Source organism: Vibrio nigripulchritudo ATCC 27043 (assembly GCF_000222685.1).
In the GTDB taxonomy this organism is placed as follows: domain Bacteria; phylum Pseudomonadota; class Gammaproteobacteria; order Enterobacterales; family Vibrionaceae; genus Vibrio; species Vibrio nigripulchritudo.
Genome location: NZ_AFWJ01000289.1, coordinates 95,989 through 112,650, shown reverse-complemented (window position 1 = coordinate 112,650; position 16,662 = coordinate 95,989). Strand labels below are relative to the sequence as shown.

Below are 16,662 nucleotides of genomic sequence, written 5' to 3'. Positions count from 1 at the left end.
AATTTCATGCAGTTGATCGCATATTTTTGTATCAGTGCTTCGATGCATTCTTCGGGATAAATCAGACTCTGAAGGGGTAGGGCTATGTGCTACAAAGCACGTATTCAATACCAATAAGTGGATTCAAGGAATACCTATCCCAATAACTATGAAGGACTGACATGAAAAAGATACTCTCACTGGCGGCACTCTCAGTGCTCGTCAGCAGCTTACCTGCCTACGCTAATGAACAAGAACCTCAACTGCCTGATGTACTGCTTAACCTTTACCTGTCCGGACAACCGACAGCACCAGGAAAGCATTGGGATGCCAGTATGGGATACCTGAAACACCATGATGCTCGTTTGCAGGAGCTACTTCAGAACCCCGATAACAACCCCGAACTTGAGTACCTGAAACAGAACGCAGCGTACTGTTTTCGTGCGGTGTACGCTCAAAATGGACCTGAATTTTTGCCGAAGTTGTACCAAAGACATGGTCAGTGCCTGACAGTTGATACAGCAAATGCAGGTCGAGACTGGTACTACTCTGACAGCCAATGTCAGAACAGCTTGGAGTATAAGAATGAAGCTGCGGTAAATTACTGCGTCAGAGATTTTGACTACCGAGGTGAAAATTACGGTAACAGTCAGGATTTAAACTACGTTCAGGATGCGTGGATGCCAGGTCATCACGCCGCACTCCCAATTTCAACGCTTGAGCACGATCTTACTGAACTTCCTTTATTGCAACGCAATACCTACAAAACCACTTATGGTGATCGTGGAACCTGTCATCTGGAAATGCGTGTGTATAAAAATGCAGATCTGCAAAATGGTACACCTCTTGTGATGATTCACGGTGGTGGATGGCTACAAAGGCTCGAAACAGGTCGTTCTGCTGAAACTCAGATTGCTCACTTTACCAAAGCTGGTTTTGTGGTTTACATGCCGTTTTACCGAATTGCTGGCGAACTTGGAGATGCGGGACCTGCGTGTAATGGTGTCACCATTGAAGACAGTAAACAGGATATTAAAGACGCGTTTCGATGGGTTCAGGCAAACAATCACAAATTCACCCAGAGTGATAAATCTGTCCGGGTCATGGGGCAGTCTGCTGGTGGTCATATGTCTGTATGGCTTGCTCAGCAATTCCCTGGCGTGATTGAAAAAATTGCGCCAATGTTCCCGGTTCCCGATTTCGCGCATCAGTTGAAAGAAGTTCAGAACGACGAGTATCTGTCTCGTTGTGACTCAGTAGATGAAAATACGCTGGACTGTAACTACATTGGCTGGATGATTACAACGCTAACAGGTAAGACTCATTGGGATGAATTAACGGGTTCAGAGCCAATCATCACGAAAAACAGCCTGCTGCAAGCCGTCGAAGCGGATCCTCAAAACACACCAGCAATGTTCATTACACATGGGATGGCGGATGAAATTGTGTCGGTGAGTCAGGCATTGAGGCTATGTAACGCAGTAAGTGGAGATATTGAGAACGGACCAGCGCAGAAAGCTAATTTGCAATTTGTTGATCAAAGAGAAGTGATTCAGTGTGCAAATGGAAGTGAGCTGCACTTGCTCGAGAAAGCAGGTCACCACTTTGATACCTGTGGTAACGGGCTCTGTGATGTTGGTGGAGAGGTTGGTGTTGCGGCAGCCAGGCAGACTCTGAAAGACATGATTGAATGGTTGAAATAAACCAATCTTCAATGCCCTCCAAAGGAGGGCATTTTTGCGACTCATAAAACGGTTTTGTGAAAATTTTTCTTTTTATAAACAAACGATTATATGTCACGTCTCGCATAAGTATTTTTTGATGGTTCTTTGCTCAAAATGAATCTTTCACACTGTGGCCAGAAAGGTTAGTTCAAGGCATAAACATGAAAAAAATTCTAGCAAGTATGGCTATAGCGTCTGGTTTGTTAAGCACAAGTGCGTCTGCCATAGTTGAAGGTACAGTGGTAGCCGATGCGACATCAGGAAACCGTGTTTCGATTCGTTCTGGTGACATGGCAGAAATGCCGTTTTGTGGTGGTACATTAGTGGCTGAACATTGGGTTCTGACCGCTGCCCACTGTGTCGTTTTTCCACTGGATAACGGGCAATATAAAGTCAGCCACCCCAGCGACATTACAGTTACGGTCCGATCCAAATCTTTGAAAGGGGCTGTAGCGCGTGATTTCTACATGGCAAGCCATGTTGTTGTGCACCCGCAATACAGCGATGCAGCGAAAATCATTAAAAAATCAGATGGAAGCAGCATTGTAGAGCGTCTGGCGCTGGACAATGATGTTGCTTTGATTCGTCTGCAACTGCCTGTCGCCGATGTTACACCAGTTAAACTGGCATCTTCTGCAGAAATGAGTGAAATAGAAACTCGTCTCAACAAAGAATGGAAAGATGCTCAGACACCCGAAAATACCAAAACCAATAATAACCGACCTTCCAATACCGATGCATTTGGATGGGGATACACCGACCCAAGTGCCAGCAAGCGTACGGATGAGCTGTTAACAACCCGCCTGGCGTTTTACCCAACGGCGGAATGTTTTGTCAGGCTGCTCACCATTCCAGAGCTTGCCTTTATTATTGATTCAGGCGCTAACCAAACCAAGATTTGTACCCTTCCAACACAAAAATTCACGCTGGATGAAGATGTAGGTACAGTTTACGGCAATGATACCTGTAAAGGTGATAGCGGTGGTCCGCTGATGGCGAAGAAAAACAACGGTGACGATGTTCAGGTCGGCATAGTGAGTGGCGGACCTTTCGTTACGCCAACATGTGGGGCGTTCACCAAGCCTGCGTTTTACTCGAAAGTCAGCACCTACTATTCTTGGATCTACGGCTACGTCAATGCCACAAGCCTGCCGGGTAGTGCCGTTACTAAACCCAACATTGTGATTGAAGCGGAAGAGCAGGCAGACAAAGAATCGAAATGCAACAACAGCATCTCTACAGCAAATTGCAATTTTAAGCAGCCGGACGGGGCTTCTGTTCCAGGGCTGTGGTTCCTGATGGCAATCGGTCTTCTTGGCTGGATTCGCCGAAAATAACTCGTCATAACGCCACTCCTAGGAGTGGCGTTTTTCATCGACCAATCAACGCACTGTCAATGACGGGATACGCCCGTTTACAATAAAGCACTGCGCAAAGCTTGCTATTGACTTTATCAAGCCTATACTACCTGTCCTGCGTAATTCTCAGTCATTTTTATAAAGACCAAAAGCAATGCAAGTATCCGATTTTCACTTCGAACTTCCAGATGAGCTTATCGCTCGTTACCCTCAGCCTGAACGTACGGCTAGCCGACTGCTTCAACTCGACGGAAATAGCGGAAAAGTCACCGATGGCACTTTCAAAAATGTACTTGAACAGGTACAGCCAGGCGACTTATTGGTATTCAATAATACCCGTGTGATTCCGGCACGTATGTTTGGTCGCAAGGCATCGGGAGGTAAACTCGAAGCGTTGGTTGAGCGTGTACTGGACGAACACAGCATTCTTGCGCACGTTCGCTGCTCTAAACCGCCAAAGCCAGGTACAGAATTGTATTTGGGTGAAAATGACGAATATCTGGCAGAAATGGTGGCTCGCCATGATGCTCTATTCGAGATCAAGTTCAAGTCCGAGAAGAATGTGTTGGATATCCTAAACGATATCGGGCACATGCCATTGCCACCATACATTGACCGCCCGGATGAAGATGCAGATAAAGAGCGTTACCAGACGGTTTACAACGAAAAACCGGGTGCTGTTGCTGCGCCAACCGCTGGTTTGCATTTTGATGAAGAATTACTGGAACAAATCAAAGCAAAAGGCGTCGAATTTGCGTATGTTACTTTGCATGTCGGCGCAGGAACCTTCCAGCCTGTTCGCGTAGAGAACATCAATGACCACCATATGCATGCGGAGTATGTAGAGGTAGCGCAGGAAGTGGTGGATGCCATTAATGCAACCAAAGCACGTGGCGGGCGCATTGTCGCTGTTGGAACAACATCGGTTCGCTCACTAGAAAGTGCGGCTCAGGAATCCATCAAGAAAGGAACAGAACTCGTGCCTTTCTTTGGCGACACGGAAATTTTCATTTACCCGGGTTATGAATACCAGTTGGTGGATTGCCTTATTACTAATTTCCACTTACCTGAATCTACCCTCATCATGTTGGTAAGTGCCTTTGCTGGCTACGACAACGTAATGAAAGCTTACGAGCATGCTGTGAAAGAAAAATATCGCTTCTTTAGTTACGGCGATGCGATGTTTATTTCCAAAAAGCGCGGCTAATCAGACATTCAACGGGAGTATTTCGATATACTCCCGGTTGTTTCACTCAAGGAGCCAGTGAAATTCATTAGGAAAGGATAATCCTGTCATACTCCATCCATAGAGTATGAAGGAGCGCGACCAGCTAAAGCTGATTGGCGCACAGTAAGTAAATAGTCAGATTGTTTCTCTGGCGTATTGGAGGCTTCGTGAAACTTAAGTACGAACTAAAAAAAACAAATGGCAATGCTCGTCGTGGTCAGCTGACCTTTGAACGTGGCTCAGTACAAACCCCGGCATTCATGCCAGTGGGTACCTACGGTACTGTGAAAGGGATGACACCGGAAGAAGTGAAAGGAACTGGTGCTGAAATCCTGCTTGGTAACACTTTCCACTTATGGCTTCGCCCTGGTCAGGAAGTAATGAAAATGCATGGTGACCTGCACGATTTCATGAACTGGCACGGTCCTATTCTTACCGATTCAGGCGGTTTTCAGGTATTCAGCCTGGGTGATATTCGCAAAATTACTGAAGAAGGGGTGCATTTCCGTAACCCGGTCAACGGTGACAAGATTTTCATGGATGCAGAAAAATCCATGGAGATTCAAAAAGATTTGGGTTCAGATGTCGTGATGATTTTCGACGAATGTACGCCGTACCCAGCGACTCATGACGAAGCTAAGAAATCGATGGAGATGTCATTACGCTGGGCACAGCGCAGCCGTGATCACTTCGATAAGCTGGAAAACCCGAACTCACTGTTTGGTATTGTTCAGGGCGGCGTTTACGAAGACCTGCGTGATGTCTCCGTTAAAGGGTTAACAGACATCGGTTTCGACGGTTATGCCGTTGGTGGTTTGGCAGTTGGCGAACCAAAAGAAGACATGCACCGAGTGCTTGAACATACTTGCCCTCAATTACCGATAGATAAGCCTAGATACCTGATGGGCGTTGGTAAACCAGAGGATTTAGTGGAAGGCGTACGCCGTGGTATCGACATGTTCGACTGTGTGATGCCTACACGAAATGCGCGTAACGGACACTTGTTTGTCACCGGTGGTGTGATCAAGATCCGTAATGCGAAACATAAAACGGATACAACACCTTTGGATCCTGAGTGTGACTGTTACACTTGCAAAAATTATTCAAAGGCATACCTGCACCATTTAGATCGCTGTAATGAGATTCTGGGTGCAAGGCTGAATACTATCCATAACCTGCGTTACTACCAACGCGTAATGGAGAGTATCCGAAACGCAATCGATGAAGATCGCTTCGACCAGTTTGTTGAAGAATTTTACGCACGTCGCAATCGCGAAGTGCCACCGTTAAATAAATAGTTGTTCGTGCTGCCTGGCTCTTGAAAGCCAGGCAGTGTGTCCCAATTTATTGACTACTAAATAAAATAATATAGAGGATGTTTCTCAATGAGTTTAATTTCTGTTGCACACGCCGCGGGTGAGGGTGCTCCACAAGGTGGTGGTTTTGAAATGATCATCATGTTGGGTATGTTTGCGGTGATTTTCTACTTCATGATTTACCGCCCGCAAGCCAAACGTGCAAAAGAGCACAAGAACCTGATGGCTGGTATGCAGAAAGGTGATGAAGTGCTAACGAATGGCGGTCTGGTTGGTAAGATTTCTAAAATCTCTGAAGACAACGACTACATCTCGATTGCACTGAACGACAATAACGAAGTAACCATCAAGAAAGACTTTGTTACCGCTGTGCTGCCAAAGGGTACACTGAAATCTCTATAAAACAGCTAAAGGATCCTCGCTGTGTTAAACCGTTATCCATTGTGGAAGTATCTGATGGTGGTGCTCGTCATCCTCGTCAGCGCATTGTATGCACTTCCAAACATTTATGGTGAAGATCCGGCTATTCAAATTACTGGGGCACGTGGTGCCTCAGTCGATATGTCAACGCTGGATGCTGTTACCGAAGTTCTTGAAAAAGAAAATCTCCCTAAGAAATCCATCGCGCTTGAAGATGGTTCCATTCTTGTTCGCTTTTTAGATACCGATACTCAAATCAGTGCGCGTGACGCGATCAATTCTGAGCTAGGCAAAGATGCCATCGTGGCACTGAACCTGGCACCAGCGACTCCAGAATGGTTGGATGCCATTGGAGCGACGCCAATGAAGCTGGGTCTGGACCTGCGTGGTGGTGTTCATTTCCTGATGGAAGTGGATATGGACGCAGCGATGGAAAAACTGGTCGGTCAGCAAGAAGAAGCTTTCCGTAGTGAGCTTCGTGAAGAACGTATTCGTTATCGTGCAATTCGAAAATCTGGCAATGAAGCTGTTGAAATTGTTCTGCGAGATGAAGAACAGTTAGAACAGGCTGAGCGTCTTCTTAAACGAACGCATCAGGACATGATTTTCATTGATACCAGTACAAGCAGTCGCTTCTCTCTTCGTGCGACCTTTACTGAAGAGCGTTTGCAGGAAATCCGCAACTACGCCGTTGAACAGAACATCACTATCCTTCGTAACCGTGTAAACGAACTGGGTGTTGCTGAGCCATTGGTTCAGCGTCAGGGCGCAAGCCGCATCGTGGTTGAATTACCGGGTGTTCAAGACACGGCACGTGCTAAAGAAATTCTGGGTGCGACCGCAACGCTTGAATTCCGTGAAGTCGATGACAAAGCTGATCTTGCAGCCGCTGCACGTGGTCGTGCGCCAGCAGGCAGTGAAATCAAGTTTGATCGTGACGGCAGACCTGTTGTTCTGAAAAAACGCATCATTCTTGGTGGTTCAAGCATTACTGATGCAAGCTCCAGCGCTGATGAATATGGTCGTCCACAGGTTAACATTAACCTGGACAGCGAAGGCGGCAGCAAGATGTCCAGCTTCTCTAAGAAGAACGTGGGCAAGCTGATGGCTACCGTATTTGCAGAGTACAAAGACAGTGGTCGCCGTACTCCAGAAGGCAAAGTCATTCTGGATAAGCACGAAGAAGTCATCAACCAGGCAACAATCCAGACTGCTCTGGGTCGTAGCTTCCGAATCACTGGTATCGATTCTGCTGCCGAAGCACACAACCTGGCGTTGTTACTTCGCGCGGGTGCGCTGATTGCGCCTATCTCTATTGTAGAAGAGCGTACAATTGGTCCTTCAATGGGTCAGCAAAACATCGATATGGGTATTCAGGCATGTATCTTCGGCTTAGTCGCTGTAATGCTGTTCTGTCTGGTTTACTACCGTAAGTTTGGTGTGTTTGCCAACCTGGCTCTGATTGCCAACATCATCCTTATCATTGGTGTGATGTCTATGATTCCTGGCGCAACCATGACGCTACCGGGTATCGCAGGTATCGTACTGACTGTTGGTATGGCGGTGGATGCTAACGTACTGATATTTGAACGTATCCGAGAAGAATTGCGAGATGGGCGTAACCCTCAGCAAGCGATTCATCAGGGTTATGCGAACGCATTCAGTACCATTGCCGATGCCAACATCACCACTCTGATTACAGCAATTATCCTATTTGCTGTTGGTACAGGTGCGATCAAAGGTTTCGCCGTTACACTGTCTATCGGTATTCTGACCTCCATGTTTACTGCCATTATTGGTACACGTTGTGTCGTGAACCTGCTTTACGGTGGTAAGCGAATCAACAAGTTGTCGATCTAAGGAATTATCATGTTTCAGATATTGAAAACAGAAAAAACGATCGACTTCATGCGTTGGTCGAAAGGGGCATTTTTCCTTTCAGTAGTTTTGATCATCGGTGCAATTGGTACTCTGGCAAGTAAAGGTTTGAACTGGGGCTTAGACTTCACTGGCGGTACGCTGATCGAAGTTGGTTTTGAGCAACCAGCAAACCTTGAAGAAGTACGTGCGGCACTTGAAGCGAAAGGCTTTGGCGATGCCACAGTGCAGAACTTTGGCTCATCTCGTGACGTGATGGTTCGCCTTCGTCCACGTGATGACGTGAAAGGTGAAACGCTGGGTAATCAGATTCTGGATGCCATTAAAGAAGGCACAGGTGAAAACCTGGAAATGCGTCGTATCGAATTTGTTGGTCCTAACGTTGGTGACGAGCTTACCGAAGCGGGTGGTCTGGCAATTCTGACGGCGTTGATCTGTATTCTGATCTACGTGTCGATTCGATTCGAATGGCGTCTGGCTGCAGGTGCGGTATTGGCACTGGCACACGATGTCATCATCACCTTAGGTGTGTTCTCCTTCTTACAAATCGAAGTAGACCTAACCATCGTCGCCGCCTTGCTCACCGTAGTCGGGTACTCGTTGAACGACACCATTGTTGTATTCGACCGTATCCGTGAAAACTTCCGCAAGATGCGTAAAGGTGAACCTGCTGAAGTGATGAACAACTCCGTAACTCAAACACTAAGCCGTACTTTGATCACCTCTGGTACAACGTTGTTTGTGGTTATCGCCCTGTTTACACAAGGTGGTGCAATGATCCACGGATTTGCAACAGCACTTCTACTGGGTATTACCGTTGGTACGTATTCTTCTATCTACGTTGCATCGGCACTGGCACTCAAGCTTGGCATCACTCGCGAGCACTTAATGCCACCGCAAATAGAAAAAGAAGGCGAAGAACTGGAAGAGTTGCCTTAAAGCGCTTTCCATCCGATTCTGGGTTGATCTCAGTTCAGAATCGGTGAACAGTTTATTGCTGATCTTATTAAAAAGGTCTGATTTCGATGTTTTTCGGAATCAGACCTTTTCCGTTTTGGGGGATACAGATTTTAGCTAACAGTATTCAAACCAGCGATTTGGTGCCAGTAGCCGTTACAGTCTCGATTATTAAGCGGCACAGGTTGTGTGCCATCTTCATTATTTTTGAATTGTTCGATGACCTTGAGTGATTCCACACCAAGCGGGCTGAGACGAACTACGTCGACCAGATTTTGCATACCAGCCAGATCGTTTATCAGGTTGTAGCAGTAGCCTGATTGAGTCTGAATGCCATTTAATGTAAAGACTTCTTGCCCTTCCTGACTGCTGACTTTTAATCCGTTCGGGTATCGGATACAACAGGTCTCACATTCATCTTTGGGGCGGTTTTCCGCTCTTGCCGTGAAGCATCTTGCGGAATAGGCGAGGGGAAGATACCCGTGACCAAACACCTCCACTTCAAACTGATTGCGAATACCGAGTTGCTCCGATTGCTGAAGAACATTGTTCAGCCAGTCTCGGGACAGTTCCACGGGCATACACCAGCGAATCATCCCTTGTTTAAGAAACAGTTTCAGAGTGTGCGCGTTGTATGCGTTGATGGCGGGACCGACAATAAAAGGAACGCCTTTCTCCGACGCTAACTGAATGGCAGACACGTCATTCGCTTCAATGGCAAAATCACCATTGTCGACGTATTTCTTCATGATATTGACTTCGCTAGGCGCTTCCAACAGTGCCATGGTCGACAACACCACCTGCTTTCCTGAGCCAGCAAGAGCTTTTGCCATTTCCAGCCAGTCTTTCATTTTTACCAGTCTGCGCTTGGAGCAGACACTCTCACCAAGATAAACGATGTCCGCCTGACTGGACTGTGCTTGGTGATAAAAACTTTCAACGTCATCCTTCTGCCAGAAATACAGCAGGGGACCTAGAGCATATTTCATTGTTGTTGATTCCTGCTTACTGCCATTTTCGATGGTAAGCGCCCAACGTTGTTTGGGTGCCTTCAGATACGTTTGCTAACGCCGCGTCCCATGATTCTTCTACTCGATACAAATCAGGAGAGGCTTGATAGCGATCGATGGCAGCGCGCCAGGTTCGGGTAACTTGTTCGACATACGCAGGACTGCGCTGGCGACCTTCAATCTTGACGGAAGACACATTCGCGGCAAACAGCTCTGGAATCAATGAAAGAGTATTCAGGCTGGTTGGTTCTTCAAGTGCATGGTAGCGCTTGTGTTCACCGTCAATTTTTGCATCAAATCTGCCTTTACATAATGTCGGATACCCGGCATTTTCACCTTCACCATAACGGTCAATCAGGATGTCATTTAAGCGTGACTCCAGACCTTTTTCGGTTTCCTGCCAGCGGACAAATTTGGCAGGTGAACAAGCTCCCACCGTATTTGGAGATTCGCCCGTCATGTAAGAGGACAGATAGCAACGACCTTCCGCCATAATGCAAAGGCTGCCAAAAGCGAACACTTCCAGTTCAACATCACTGGTCATATTACGAGCCAGTTGTTTGACTTGATGAATGGACAAAACGCGAGGCAAGACCACGCGCTTCACATTGAAGTTTTTGTGATAAAAATCGATGGACGCCACATTGGTTGCCGACGCCTGAACGGACAGGTGAAGCTCCAAGTGTGGATATTTAGAAGCCGCGTAGTCGAGCACTGCAATATCCGCCACGATCAGAGCATCAACCCCGAGTTGAGCGGCAGTATCAACAGCCGTTGTCCACCTTTCAAACCCATTAGGGTGAGCGAAAGTGTTTAGCGCGACATGAATCTTTTTGTGATTGTCGTGCACATACTGCACGGCTTTATCCAGTTTTTTTCCAGTGAAATTCAGACCAGCGAAATGTCGGGCGTTGGTGTCGTCTTTGAACCCGATATAAACCGCATCGGCACCACAGTCGATGGCGGTTTTCAGAGCGGGTAAATTGCCAGCAGGGCATAGCAGTTCCATACGCTCGTTACCTTTGATTTTAATTGTTAGTAATCGAGCATTTTAAAAGCTTTGGCAGGACGGGATTTGATATAAGGCAGTTTTTACTCAGATTCGCTTGGGAGATATCAATTCTTGTGTCGGCGGTTCTGAACCAGCAATTCTTCGATGTCTTGTTTTGGTAGTGGACGGTAGAAGTGGTAACCCTGAATGGAGTGACAGTTCAGATTAGAAAGCAAAGTTGCCTGCTGAGTGGTTTCGACACCTTCCGCTACCACAACCAGGTTCAGAGACTTGCCGAGATTAATGATATTTTCAATTACGGTAAGCTGTTTTGGCAGCGTGTCTAAATCGGTAATAAAGGCTCGGTCTATCTTCAATTCGTCTAGCGGGAATCGGGCAAGATAAGACAAAGAGGAGTAACCCGTACCAAAGTCATCGATAGAAAGGGCAAAGCCAAGGTTTTTGATGGCGTTAAGCATTTGCAGTGTGTGGTCACTGTCACTCATCACGGCACTTTCTGTCAGCTCGAACGTAATGCAGCTTGGATCAAGTTCCGTGGTGCTAAGCAGCTTTTCCATGTAGTCGATAAGCTTAGGGTTACCAAACTGTTCAGGAGAAAGGTTGATCGCCACTCGACCGGGTAAAATACCCTGCATTTTCCAGCGCTTCACCGTTGAGAATACTTCACGCATCACCACACGACCCAAGTGTTCAATCAAGCCAGCCTTTTCAGCGACTGGAATGAATGCGCCTGGGCTGATGTAACCCTCAACCGGGTGTTTCCAGCGAACCAGTGCTTCTGCACCATTGATGCTGAAATCACGGGCGTTCACTTTAGGTTGATACCAGACTTCCAAACCATTCTGTTGCAGCGCTTTTTGCAGTTCAATTTCCAGCCACAGACGCATGCGCGCTTCTTTGTTCATCTGGTCGTTGAATTTGATTAAGCGGTTGCGACCTCTGTCCTTCGCTTCGTACATCGCGGTATCGGCGTTTTGCAGCAAAATACGTGCATCATGCCCATCTCCCGGGTAGCACACACTACCAATTGAGCAGGCTAAACGCTTACTAAAGTGGTGAAGGTCAAAAGGCTGGTTAATCAGAGAGATAATGCGTTCCGCAAGTTGATCTACTGTGCGGTTGTGGTCTGGTTCAGGAAGGATGATGCCAAATTCGTCTCCTCCTAAATGACCGAGCACCGCTTGCACTGGCAGAAGGCGTTGCAAACGGGAAGAAACTTCTTTGATGACTTTGTCGCCAATGTGATGACCGAGGGAGTCATTGATGTTTTTGAAGTTATCAATGTCCAGGTACAGCATCACTAATGGCGTTTCGTTTTGAATAAATTGCTCTAAACGTTTAGTGAAACCAAAGCGGTTGTAGAGCTTGGTCAGTGAATCGATATGCGTTTCGTTCTGACCAATGGAGGAATCATTCGCCGCTTCATCCAGCCCCTGTACCAATACAATGTGAGACTGGTTTCCTAGCAAGCTGGTGAGCTCTGCCTGTAATGAAACGCGTCTTTCAATGCCGCAACGAGCACCCGTTAAGCAGGTCAGGTGAGTTTCAGCCACCATGTTGACGAGTTGATTGCCAAAGGTACGCTTGGTTTTTTCATCAATAAACAATCGGCTTAGTTCTTCACCCAACAATTCGGTGGAAGAGTTAAAACCAAGCAAACGCGCTGCCGAAGCATTGGCAGAAATGATGCAGCCATCTTCAACTAACAAAAGCCCGTTAGGAAGCAGTTCTGTCAGCTTTGAAAATTTGTTTTCAGATTCTTCTAAAGAACGTACAAGTATTTGTTTTTCAGAGGTATCTATCGCATGAAATGCAATATATTCGACCGTGTGATCACCGATAACTGGTGAAAGACTGAAGTGGAGACTGGTTTCTAAACTGTGGTCATTCAAAGTGATTTCGGCTTCCACCGATTCCCCTTCAAATGCGCGTTCATAGTACGGTTTCAGATTGCGGTAAAAGGCTTCGCCAAGCACTTGCGTGTCTCGCATGCCAACCAATTCATCGCTTTCTAAGCCTGCAATTTCACAATAACGGGCATTCACCATGCGGTAATTGTGTTGCCTGTCCAAAATGGCAAAGAAAAACGGACTGTGATCAGTGAGTTTTGAAAACCAGTGTTGTAATTGTTCTGTTGGCATCAATCTGTTACCGAGTCTCCGGGGGAGGTAAAGCGAACACCTACGGGTGCGGGTCGATAAGTTAACTATAACCTTGATATACGAGATGTTAAAGCGATCCAAGACCTAGCTGAGCTTTTTTTGATACATAACATAAATTCGAGACAAACATTGCTCTACTATTGCATGGATATGGCATTTCAGAGAGATATTATCGTGTTTAACCTATTGCGCACCAAATTAGTGCATAACGCTGCTTCCATTTTGAGATCTCCAGTCCAATTCTTACCTGAAACACTACAAAACAAGGCGATGCTAGAAGGCTTAAAACAGGTCTTCCAAGAAGCGCTGGAAGACGGCGATTTTGAATTTTTACAAGACAAATGGCTGAAAGTTGAAGTGACGGATTTGGGGCTTCAATGGTTTATCAGCTATAACAATGATGCGCTGGTCGTAAAACGAGACTCTGAGTGCCAAGATGTAAGTTTCAGTGGTTGCCTGAATGATTTGGTTCTCATTGCCGGAAGAAAAGAAGACCCTGATACCCTGTTTTTCCAGCGCAGATTGAAAATCGAGGGTGACACCGAGCTAGGTTTGGAAGTAAAAAACTTAATGGACAGTGTGGATTTGGATGCGTTGCCGAAACCACTTAACACTTTGCTAAATCAATTAGCCGACTTTGTACAAAAAGGGCTACAATCACCGCCCGACAACAAAGAGGTGATGAATGCTTATTCGAACTGAAGCACCGGCAGACATTCTGCCAATCCAACAACTGATTAAACAAGCGTTTCCGACTCACGCTGAAGCAGAGCTGGTTAGCCGTTTGATGGAAAATGGACAAAGAACGCTATCGCTGGTGGCATGCAGTGATGAAGGTGAAGTTGTGGGTTACATTCTGTTTAGCCCGGTCACTCTGGAACAGCAAGATTACAACTGGCAGGGACTGGCTCCGCTGGCGGTTAAAGAAGAGTACCGCGGTCAGGGAATTGCTTCGGAGTTAATCAAAGAAGGGTTGTCTTCTCTGGCAGAGCTGGGATACCCAGCATGTGTCGTGCTTGGCGAGCCTGAGTTTTACGGTCGCTTTGGTTTTGAAAGTGCGGCTAAATATGGCATGGACACTCAGTGGGAGTTACCGGAAGGCGCTTTCCAAATTCAAGAACTGATGGAAGGCGAGTTAGACGGGAAGTCGGGAAAAATCTTTTACAGCCAAGAGTTTTCAGAACTGTAAAAGCACCAGAATCATTCAGAAGGGAGCCGATTGGCTCCCTCTTTCATTTGATGTACAAGACGCTAGCTGGGTTTTAGTAAGTCGAAACGCTCCGACATAGCTAGAATCTTCTCGCGTTGGAGCTGAACGAAGTCTTGGTCGGGTTGCTGAGCACAAATTAAATCCAGCAACGGGTCTTCAACGCTTGTTCTTATATCGGTCAGTGCTTCCATGACGGCGAGCCCGCAAAATGGCACATACGCTTCTGAATAGCCGCCTTCGTGAACCACAATCAACCTGTTCTCGCAGTGTTGATTCGCAACCTCCATCGTCATTTTCGTCATTTGACGATACGTATCGCTGTGCGCCAGCATCCTGGCCAGCGGATCGACACCACTGGCGTCGTAACCGGATGCAACAAAAATCAGTTCAGGCTTATACGCATGAAGCGCCGGAATCACGATGTTTTCCATGGCATCCAGATAACTCTGGTGACCACCACCTGGCATCAGTGGAACGTTGATGTTCTTTCCTTGCCCATTACCTGACCCTGTATCTTCCACACCGCTGTAACCCGGTGGAAAGCAGCCTTGCTGATGGATAGATATCGTTAGCACATCGGAACGCGAATAGAAAATATCCTGTGTGCCGTTCCCGTGATGAACATCCCAGTCAATAACCGCTATGCGATTTACTCCGTATTCAGATATGGCGTGTTCTGCCGCGATGGCGATGTTAGCAAACAGGCAAAAGCCCATAGCTTTATCGGCTAAGCAGTGGTGACCCGGTGGTCGCGAAAGGGAATAGGCGTTTTTCCATTCACCTCGCATTACCCTGTCTACGGCTGAACACGCTAATCCTGCCGACTGACTGGCAATCTCATAGCTCCCCTTGCCAAATGGTGCATATAAGCCAAGCTCGCCCCCTTTCTGGTCACTGAGCGATTTAAATTCATTCAGGTAGTGCTCTGGATGAACTTTAAGAAGCTGTGCCTCAGATGCGGGTGGGGCGCTGCTCATTGCTAAGTGCGACGATAGCCCAGAAGCTTCTAACAGATTTTTAAAGCGTCGCTTTGTTTCGGGAGACTCGGCATGTCCGCCTGCAGCCATTGGTTGTACCCAGTCGCCAATAGGAAGAATCAGTGCATGCTCACCAGCGGTATGCCAGAAACAGCGTTCGTCATAGAGAAATCCAGTTTTACTAATCATGTTGGGCTCCTTTGATAGGTTGAGAAGAAGAGTGAGCGGCGTTTTGAACAAAGACCAAAAGTAAGAAAGAAATGAGCGCGGTAATGCAGGCAACAATAATCAGCTGGTCGATGGCTACACCTGCTTCAAGCAAGTGTCCAAATATCAAAGGTCCTATTGCCAGCCCTCCGCCAATCACCAAATTGGTACTGTTCATCAGTTGTCCTTGATGATCGATTCTGGCAAGCGTGGCTAAGATAAAGGGCAGGGCAAGAGTCCAGGCGAACTTGAAAAGAAAAGTGGCGTTAGAATATATAAGCTCACTTTGCTGTCTGAGTAGGTAGGTTCCGGCGATCATCATGCCAAACCCAGCAAACAAAGGAAGAAAGCGCCCCCAGCGGTCACCAACCCAGGAAGCGCACAAAGCGCCAGCAATTCCGAAAATCGTGGCAATTGCCAGAATATCTCCAGTTCGTTCCGCAGACAGAGATAATCGTTCAGCAAACATACCTGAAAACGTCCACACGCCATTCAGACTCACGTAGAAAAGAAGCACGGCTGCGAGTCCTGCAAGCGCCAGCGTCCCCAGCTTTTGTCTGGACGCCTCTTCCTTCTGCTGGTTGTTTGTCACAAATCGATGGCTTAGGGGGAAACAGCACAACACAATGGCTGCCAATATCCAGTAACCCACCTTCAGACCATAGCTTTCAAACAATCCCGGTAAGAAAGCCAGCCCAATGGCACCGACGACAAGTTGCCCGAGTACCCACAATCCGTAAACCCGGTCTGGATTTTGGGTGTGAGATGCCGCCGACAAGCAAATGATCATCAGCGAGCCGCCCGCCACTCCACTCGCAAATCTCATTATCATCAGGCTTTCAGCGCTGCTCATCCACCCGCTGATGACGTTACACATGGCAAACGCAGCTATCCAGACTCGAACCAGATTTGACCAGCTAAACCTGTGCAGCCAATACCAGGCTGGCAAAGTAGCGAGGCTCATTCCCGCCAGTTCGGAGGAAATCACACTGCCGATTTGGGCAGGACCTAACTGATATTCTTGCGCCAACTGAGCTGCGATTGCAGGGGCAACCATCAATATCGTTGGCATGAAAGCGGCAATGATCACCAGAGCGGTAACCATGCGAATTTCATCTGGGGCGGAACTTGTGTTTCTCATAGCGTTGTCCTTTTCGCTGATTTCAGAGTGCACGAACCCTTAGCAAGCCAAAGGCGTTGCTATGATTTGTGTTTTGTTGATTT

General features: G+C 47.1%; 14 protein-coding genes. 9 read left to right on the top strand and 5 right to left on the bottom strand.

The window, feature by feature from the left end:
* Positions 1-161 precede the first annotated feature (161 nt).
* The 7 genes from RH89_RS23040 (at position 162) to secF (ending at position 8,842) form a co-directional block, all read left to right on the top strand.
* The gene (locus tag RH89_RS23040; protein ID WP_004407216.1) at positions 162-1,682 is read left to right on the top strand and encodes an alpha/beta hydrolase; all 1,521 of its coding nucleotides are present in this window, start codon (positions 162-164) and stop codon (positions 1,680-1,682) included.
* A 182-nt stretch (positions 1,683-1,864) separates the two neighbouring features.
* Positions 1,865-3,040 carry a S1 family peptidase gene (locus tag RH89_RS23035; RefSeq protein WP_004407214.1) on the top strand — a complete coding sequence of 392 codons (1,176 nt, stop codon included), beginning with the start codon at positions 1,865-1,867 and terminating at the stop codon, positions 3,038-3,040.
* Between the two features lie 175 nt (positions 3,041-3,215).
* A complete protein-coding gene (gene queA, locus RH89_RS23030; protein WP_004407212.1) occupies positions 3,216-4,268 on the top strand; it encodes a tRNA preQ1(34) S-adenosylmethionine ribosyltransferase-isomerase QueA in 1,053 nt (350 codons plus the stop codon).
* 188 nt (positions 4,269-4,456) lie between these two features.
* On the top strand, positions 4,457-5,587 hold the full coding sequence (gene tgt / locus RH89_RS23025) for a tRNA guanosine(34) transglycosylase Tgt (protein WP_004407209.1): 1,131 nt from the start codon (positions 4,457-4,459) through the stop codon (positions 5,585-5,587).
* 87 nt (positions 5,588-5,674) lie between these two features.
* Positions 5,675-6,007, top strand: a complete 333-nt coding sequence (yajC, locus tag RH89_RS23020; RefSeq protein WP_004407206.1) for a preprotein translocase subunit YajC — start codon at positions 5,675-5,677, stop codon at positions 6,005-6,007.
* Between the two features lie 21 nt (positions 6,008-6,028).
* Positions 6,029-7,885 (top strand): protein translocase subunit SecD, encoded by a 1,857-nt coding sequence (secD, locus tag RH89_RS23015; protein WP_004407205.1) that lies wholly within the window; start codon positions 6,029-6,031, stop codon positions 7,883-7,885.
* A gap of 9 nt (positions 7,886-7,894) precedes the next feature.
* Positions 7,895-8,842 carry a protein translocase subunit SecF gene (secF, locus tag RH89_RS23010; protein WP_004407204.1) on the top strand — a complete coding sequence of 316 codons (948 nt, stop codon included), beginning with the start codon at positions 7,895-7,897 and terminating at the stop codon, positions 8,840-8,842.
* 131 nt (positions 8,843-8,973) lie between these two features.
* Here the strand turns inward: secF and RH89_RS23005 are convergent, their stop codons facing one another.
* From RH89_RS23005 to RH89_RS22995, 3 genes are all read right to left on the bottom strand, one after another.
* A complete protein-coding gene (locus RH89_RS23005) occupies positions 8,974-9,849 on the bottom strand; it encodes a U32 family peptidase (protein WP_004407203.1) in 876 nt (291 codons plus the stop codon).
* Positions 9,850-9,865: 16 nt separating this feature from the next.
* Positions 9,866-10,879, bottom strand: a complete 1,014-nt coding sequence (ubiU, locus tag RH89_RS23000; RefSeq protein WP_004407202.1) for a ubiquinone anaerobic biosynthesis protein UbiU — start codon at positions 10,877-10,879, stop codon at positions 9,866-9,868.
* A gap of 107 nt (positions 10,880-10,986) precedes the next feature.
* On the bottom strand, positions 10,987-13,023 hold the full coding sequence (locus tag RH89_RS22995) for a putative bifunctional diguanylate cyclase/phosphodiesterase (protein ID WP_004407200.1): 2,037 nt from the start codon (positions 13,021-13,023) through the stop codon (positions 10,987-10,989).
* Positions 13,024-13,218: 195 nt separating this feature from the next.
* On the opposite strand from RH89_RS22995, the gene ubiT reads away from it, so the two are divergent.
* Both ubiT and RH89_RS22985 read left to right on the top strand, forming a co-directional pair.
* A complete protein-coding gene (gene ubiT, locus RH89_RS22990; protein ID WP_004407198.1) occupies positions 13,219-13,746 on the top strand; it encodes a ubiquinone anaerobic biosynthesis accessory factor UbiT in 528 nt (175 codons plus the stop codon).
* Positions 13,730-14,233, top strand: a complete 504-nt coding sequence (locus RH89_RS22985) for a GNAT family N-acetyltransferase (protein WP_004407196.1) — start codon at positions 13,730-13,732, stop codon at positions 14,231-14,233. Before ubiT ends, RH89_RS22985 begins: the two co-directional genes overlap by 17 nt.
* Positions 14,234-14,295: 62 nt before the next feature.
* On the opposite strand, the gene RH89_RS22980 is transcribed toward RH89_RS22985, so the two are convergent.
* Together RH89_RS22980 and RH89_RS22975 are read right to left on the bottom strand one after the other, a co-directional pair.
* A complete protein-coding gene (locus RH89_RS22980; protein WP_004407194.1) occupies positions 14,296-15,420 on the bottom strand; it encodes a class II histone deacetylase in 1,125 nt (374 codons plus the stop codon).
* The gene (locus tag RH89_RS22975) at positions 15,413-16,579 is read right to left on the bottom strand and encodes an MFS transporter (protein ID WP_004407192.1); all 1,167 of its coding nucleotides are present in this window, start codon (positions 16,577-16,579) and stop codon (positions 15,413-15,415) included. The genes RH89_RS22980 and RH89_RS22975 overlap by 8 nt, the downstream gene beginning before the upstream one ends.
* Positions 16,580-16,662 lie beyond the last annotated feature (83 nt).

What these genes read in the sequence shown, in the direction of transcription:
- RH89_RS23040 (WP_004407216.1), top strand. Translation starts at nt 162, where the DNA reads ATGAAAAAGATACTCTCACTGGCGGCACTCTCAGTGCTCGTCAGCAGC.
- RH89_RS23035 (WP_004407214.1), top strand. Translation starts at nt 1,865, where the DNA reads ATGAAAAAAATTCTAGCAAGTATGGCTATAGCGTCTGGTTTGTTAAGC.
- queA (WP_004407212.1), top strand. Translation starts at nt 3,216, where the DNA reads ATGCAAGTATCCGATTTTCACTTCGAACTTCCAGATGAGCTTATCGCT.
- yajC (WP_004407206.1), top strand. Translation starts at nt 5,675, where the DNA reads ATGAGTTTAATTTCTGTTGCACACGCCGCGGGTGAGGGTGCTCCACAA.
- secF (WP_004407204.1), top strand. Translation starts at nt 7,895, where the DNA reads ATGTTTCAGATATTGAAAACAGAAAAAACGATCGACTTCATGCGTTGG.
- RH89_RS23005 (WP_004407203.1), bottom strand. Translation starts at nt 9,849, where the DNA reads ATGAAATATGCTCTAGGTCCCCTGCTGTATTTCTGGCAGAAGGATGAC.
- ubiU (WP_004407202.1), bottom strand. Translation starts at nt 10,879, where the DNA reads ATGGAACTGCTATGCCCTGCTGGCAATTTACCCGCTCTGAAAACCGCC.
- RH89_RS22995 (WP_004407200.1), bottom strand. Translation starts at nt 13,023, where the DNA reads ATGCCAACAGAACAATTACAACACTGGTTTTCAAAACTCACTGATCAC.
- RH89_RS22985 (WP_004407196.1), top strand. Translation starts at nt 13,730, where the DNA reads ATGCTTATTCGAACTGAAGCACCGGCAGACATTCTGCCAATCCAACAA.
- RH89_RS22980 (WP_004407194.1), bottom strand. Translation starts at nt 15,420, where the DNA reads ATGATTAGTAAAACTGGATTTCTCTATGACGAACGCTGTTTCTGGCAT.
- RH89_RS22975 (WP_004407192.1), bottom strand. Translation starts at nt 16,579, where the DNA reads ATGAGAAACACAAGTTCCGCCCCAGATGAAATTCGCATGGTTACCGCT.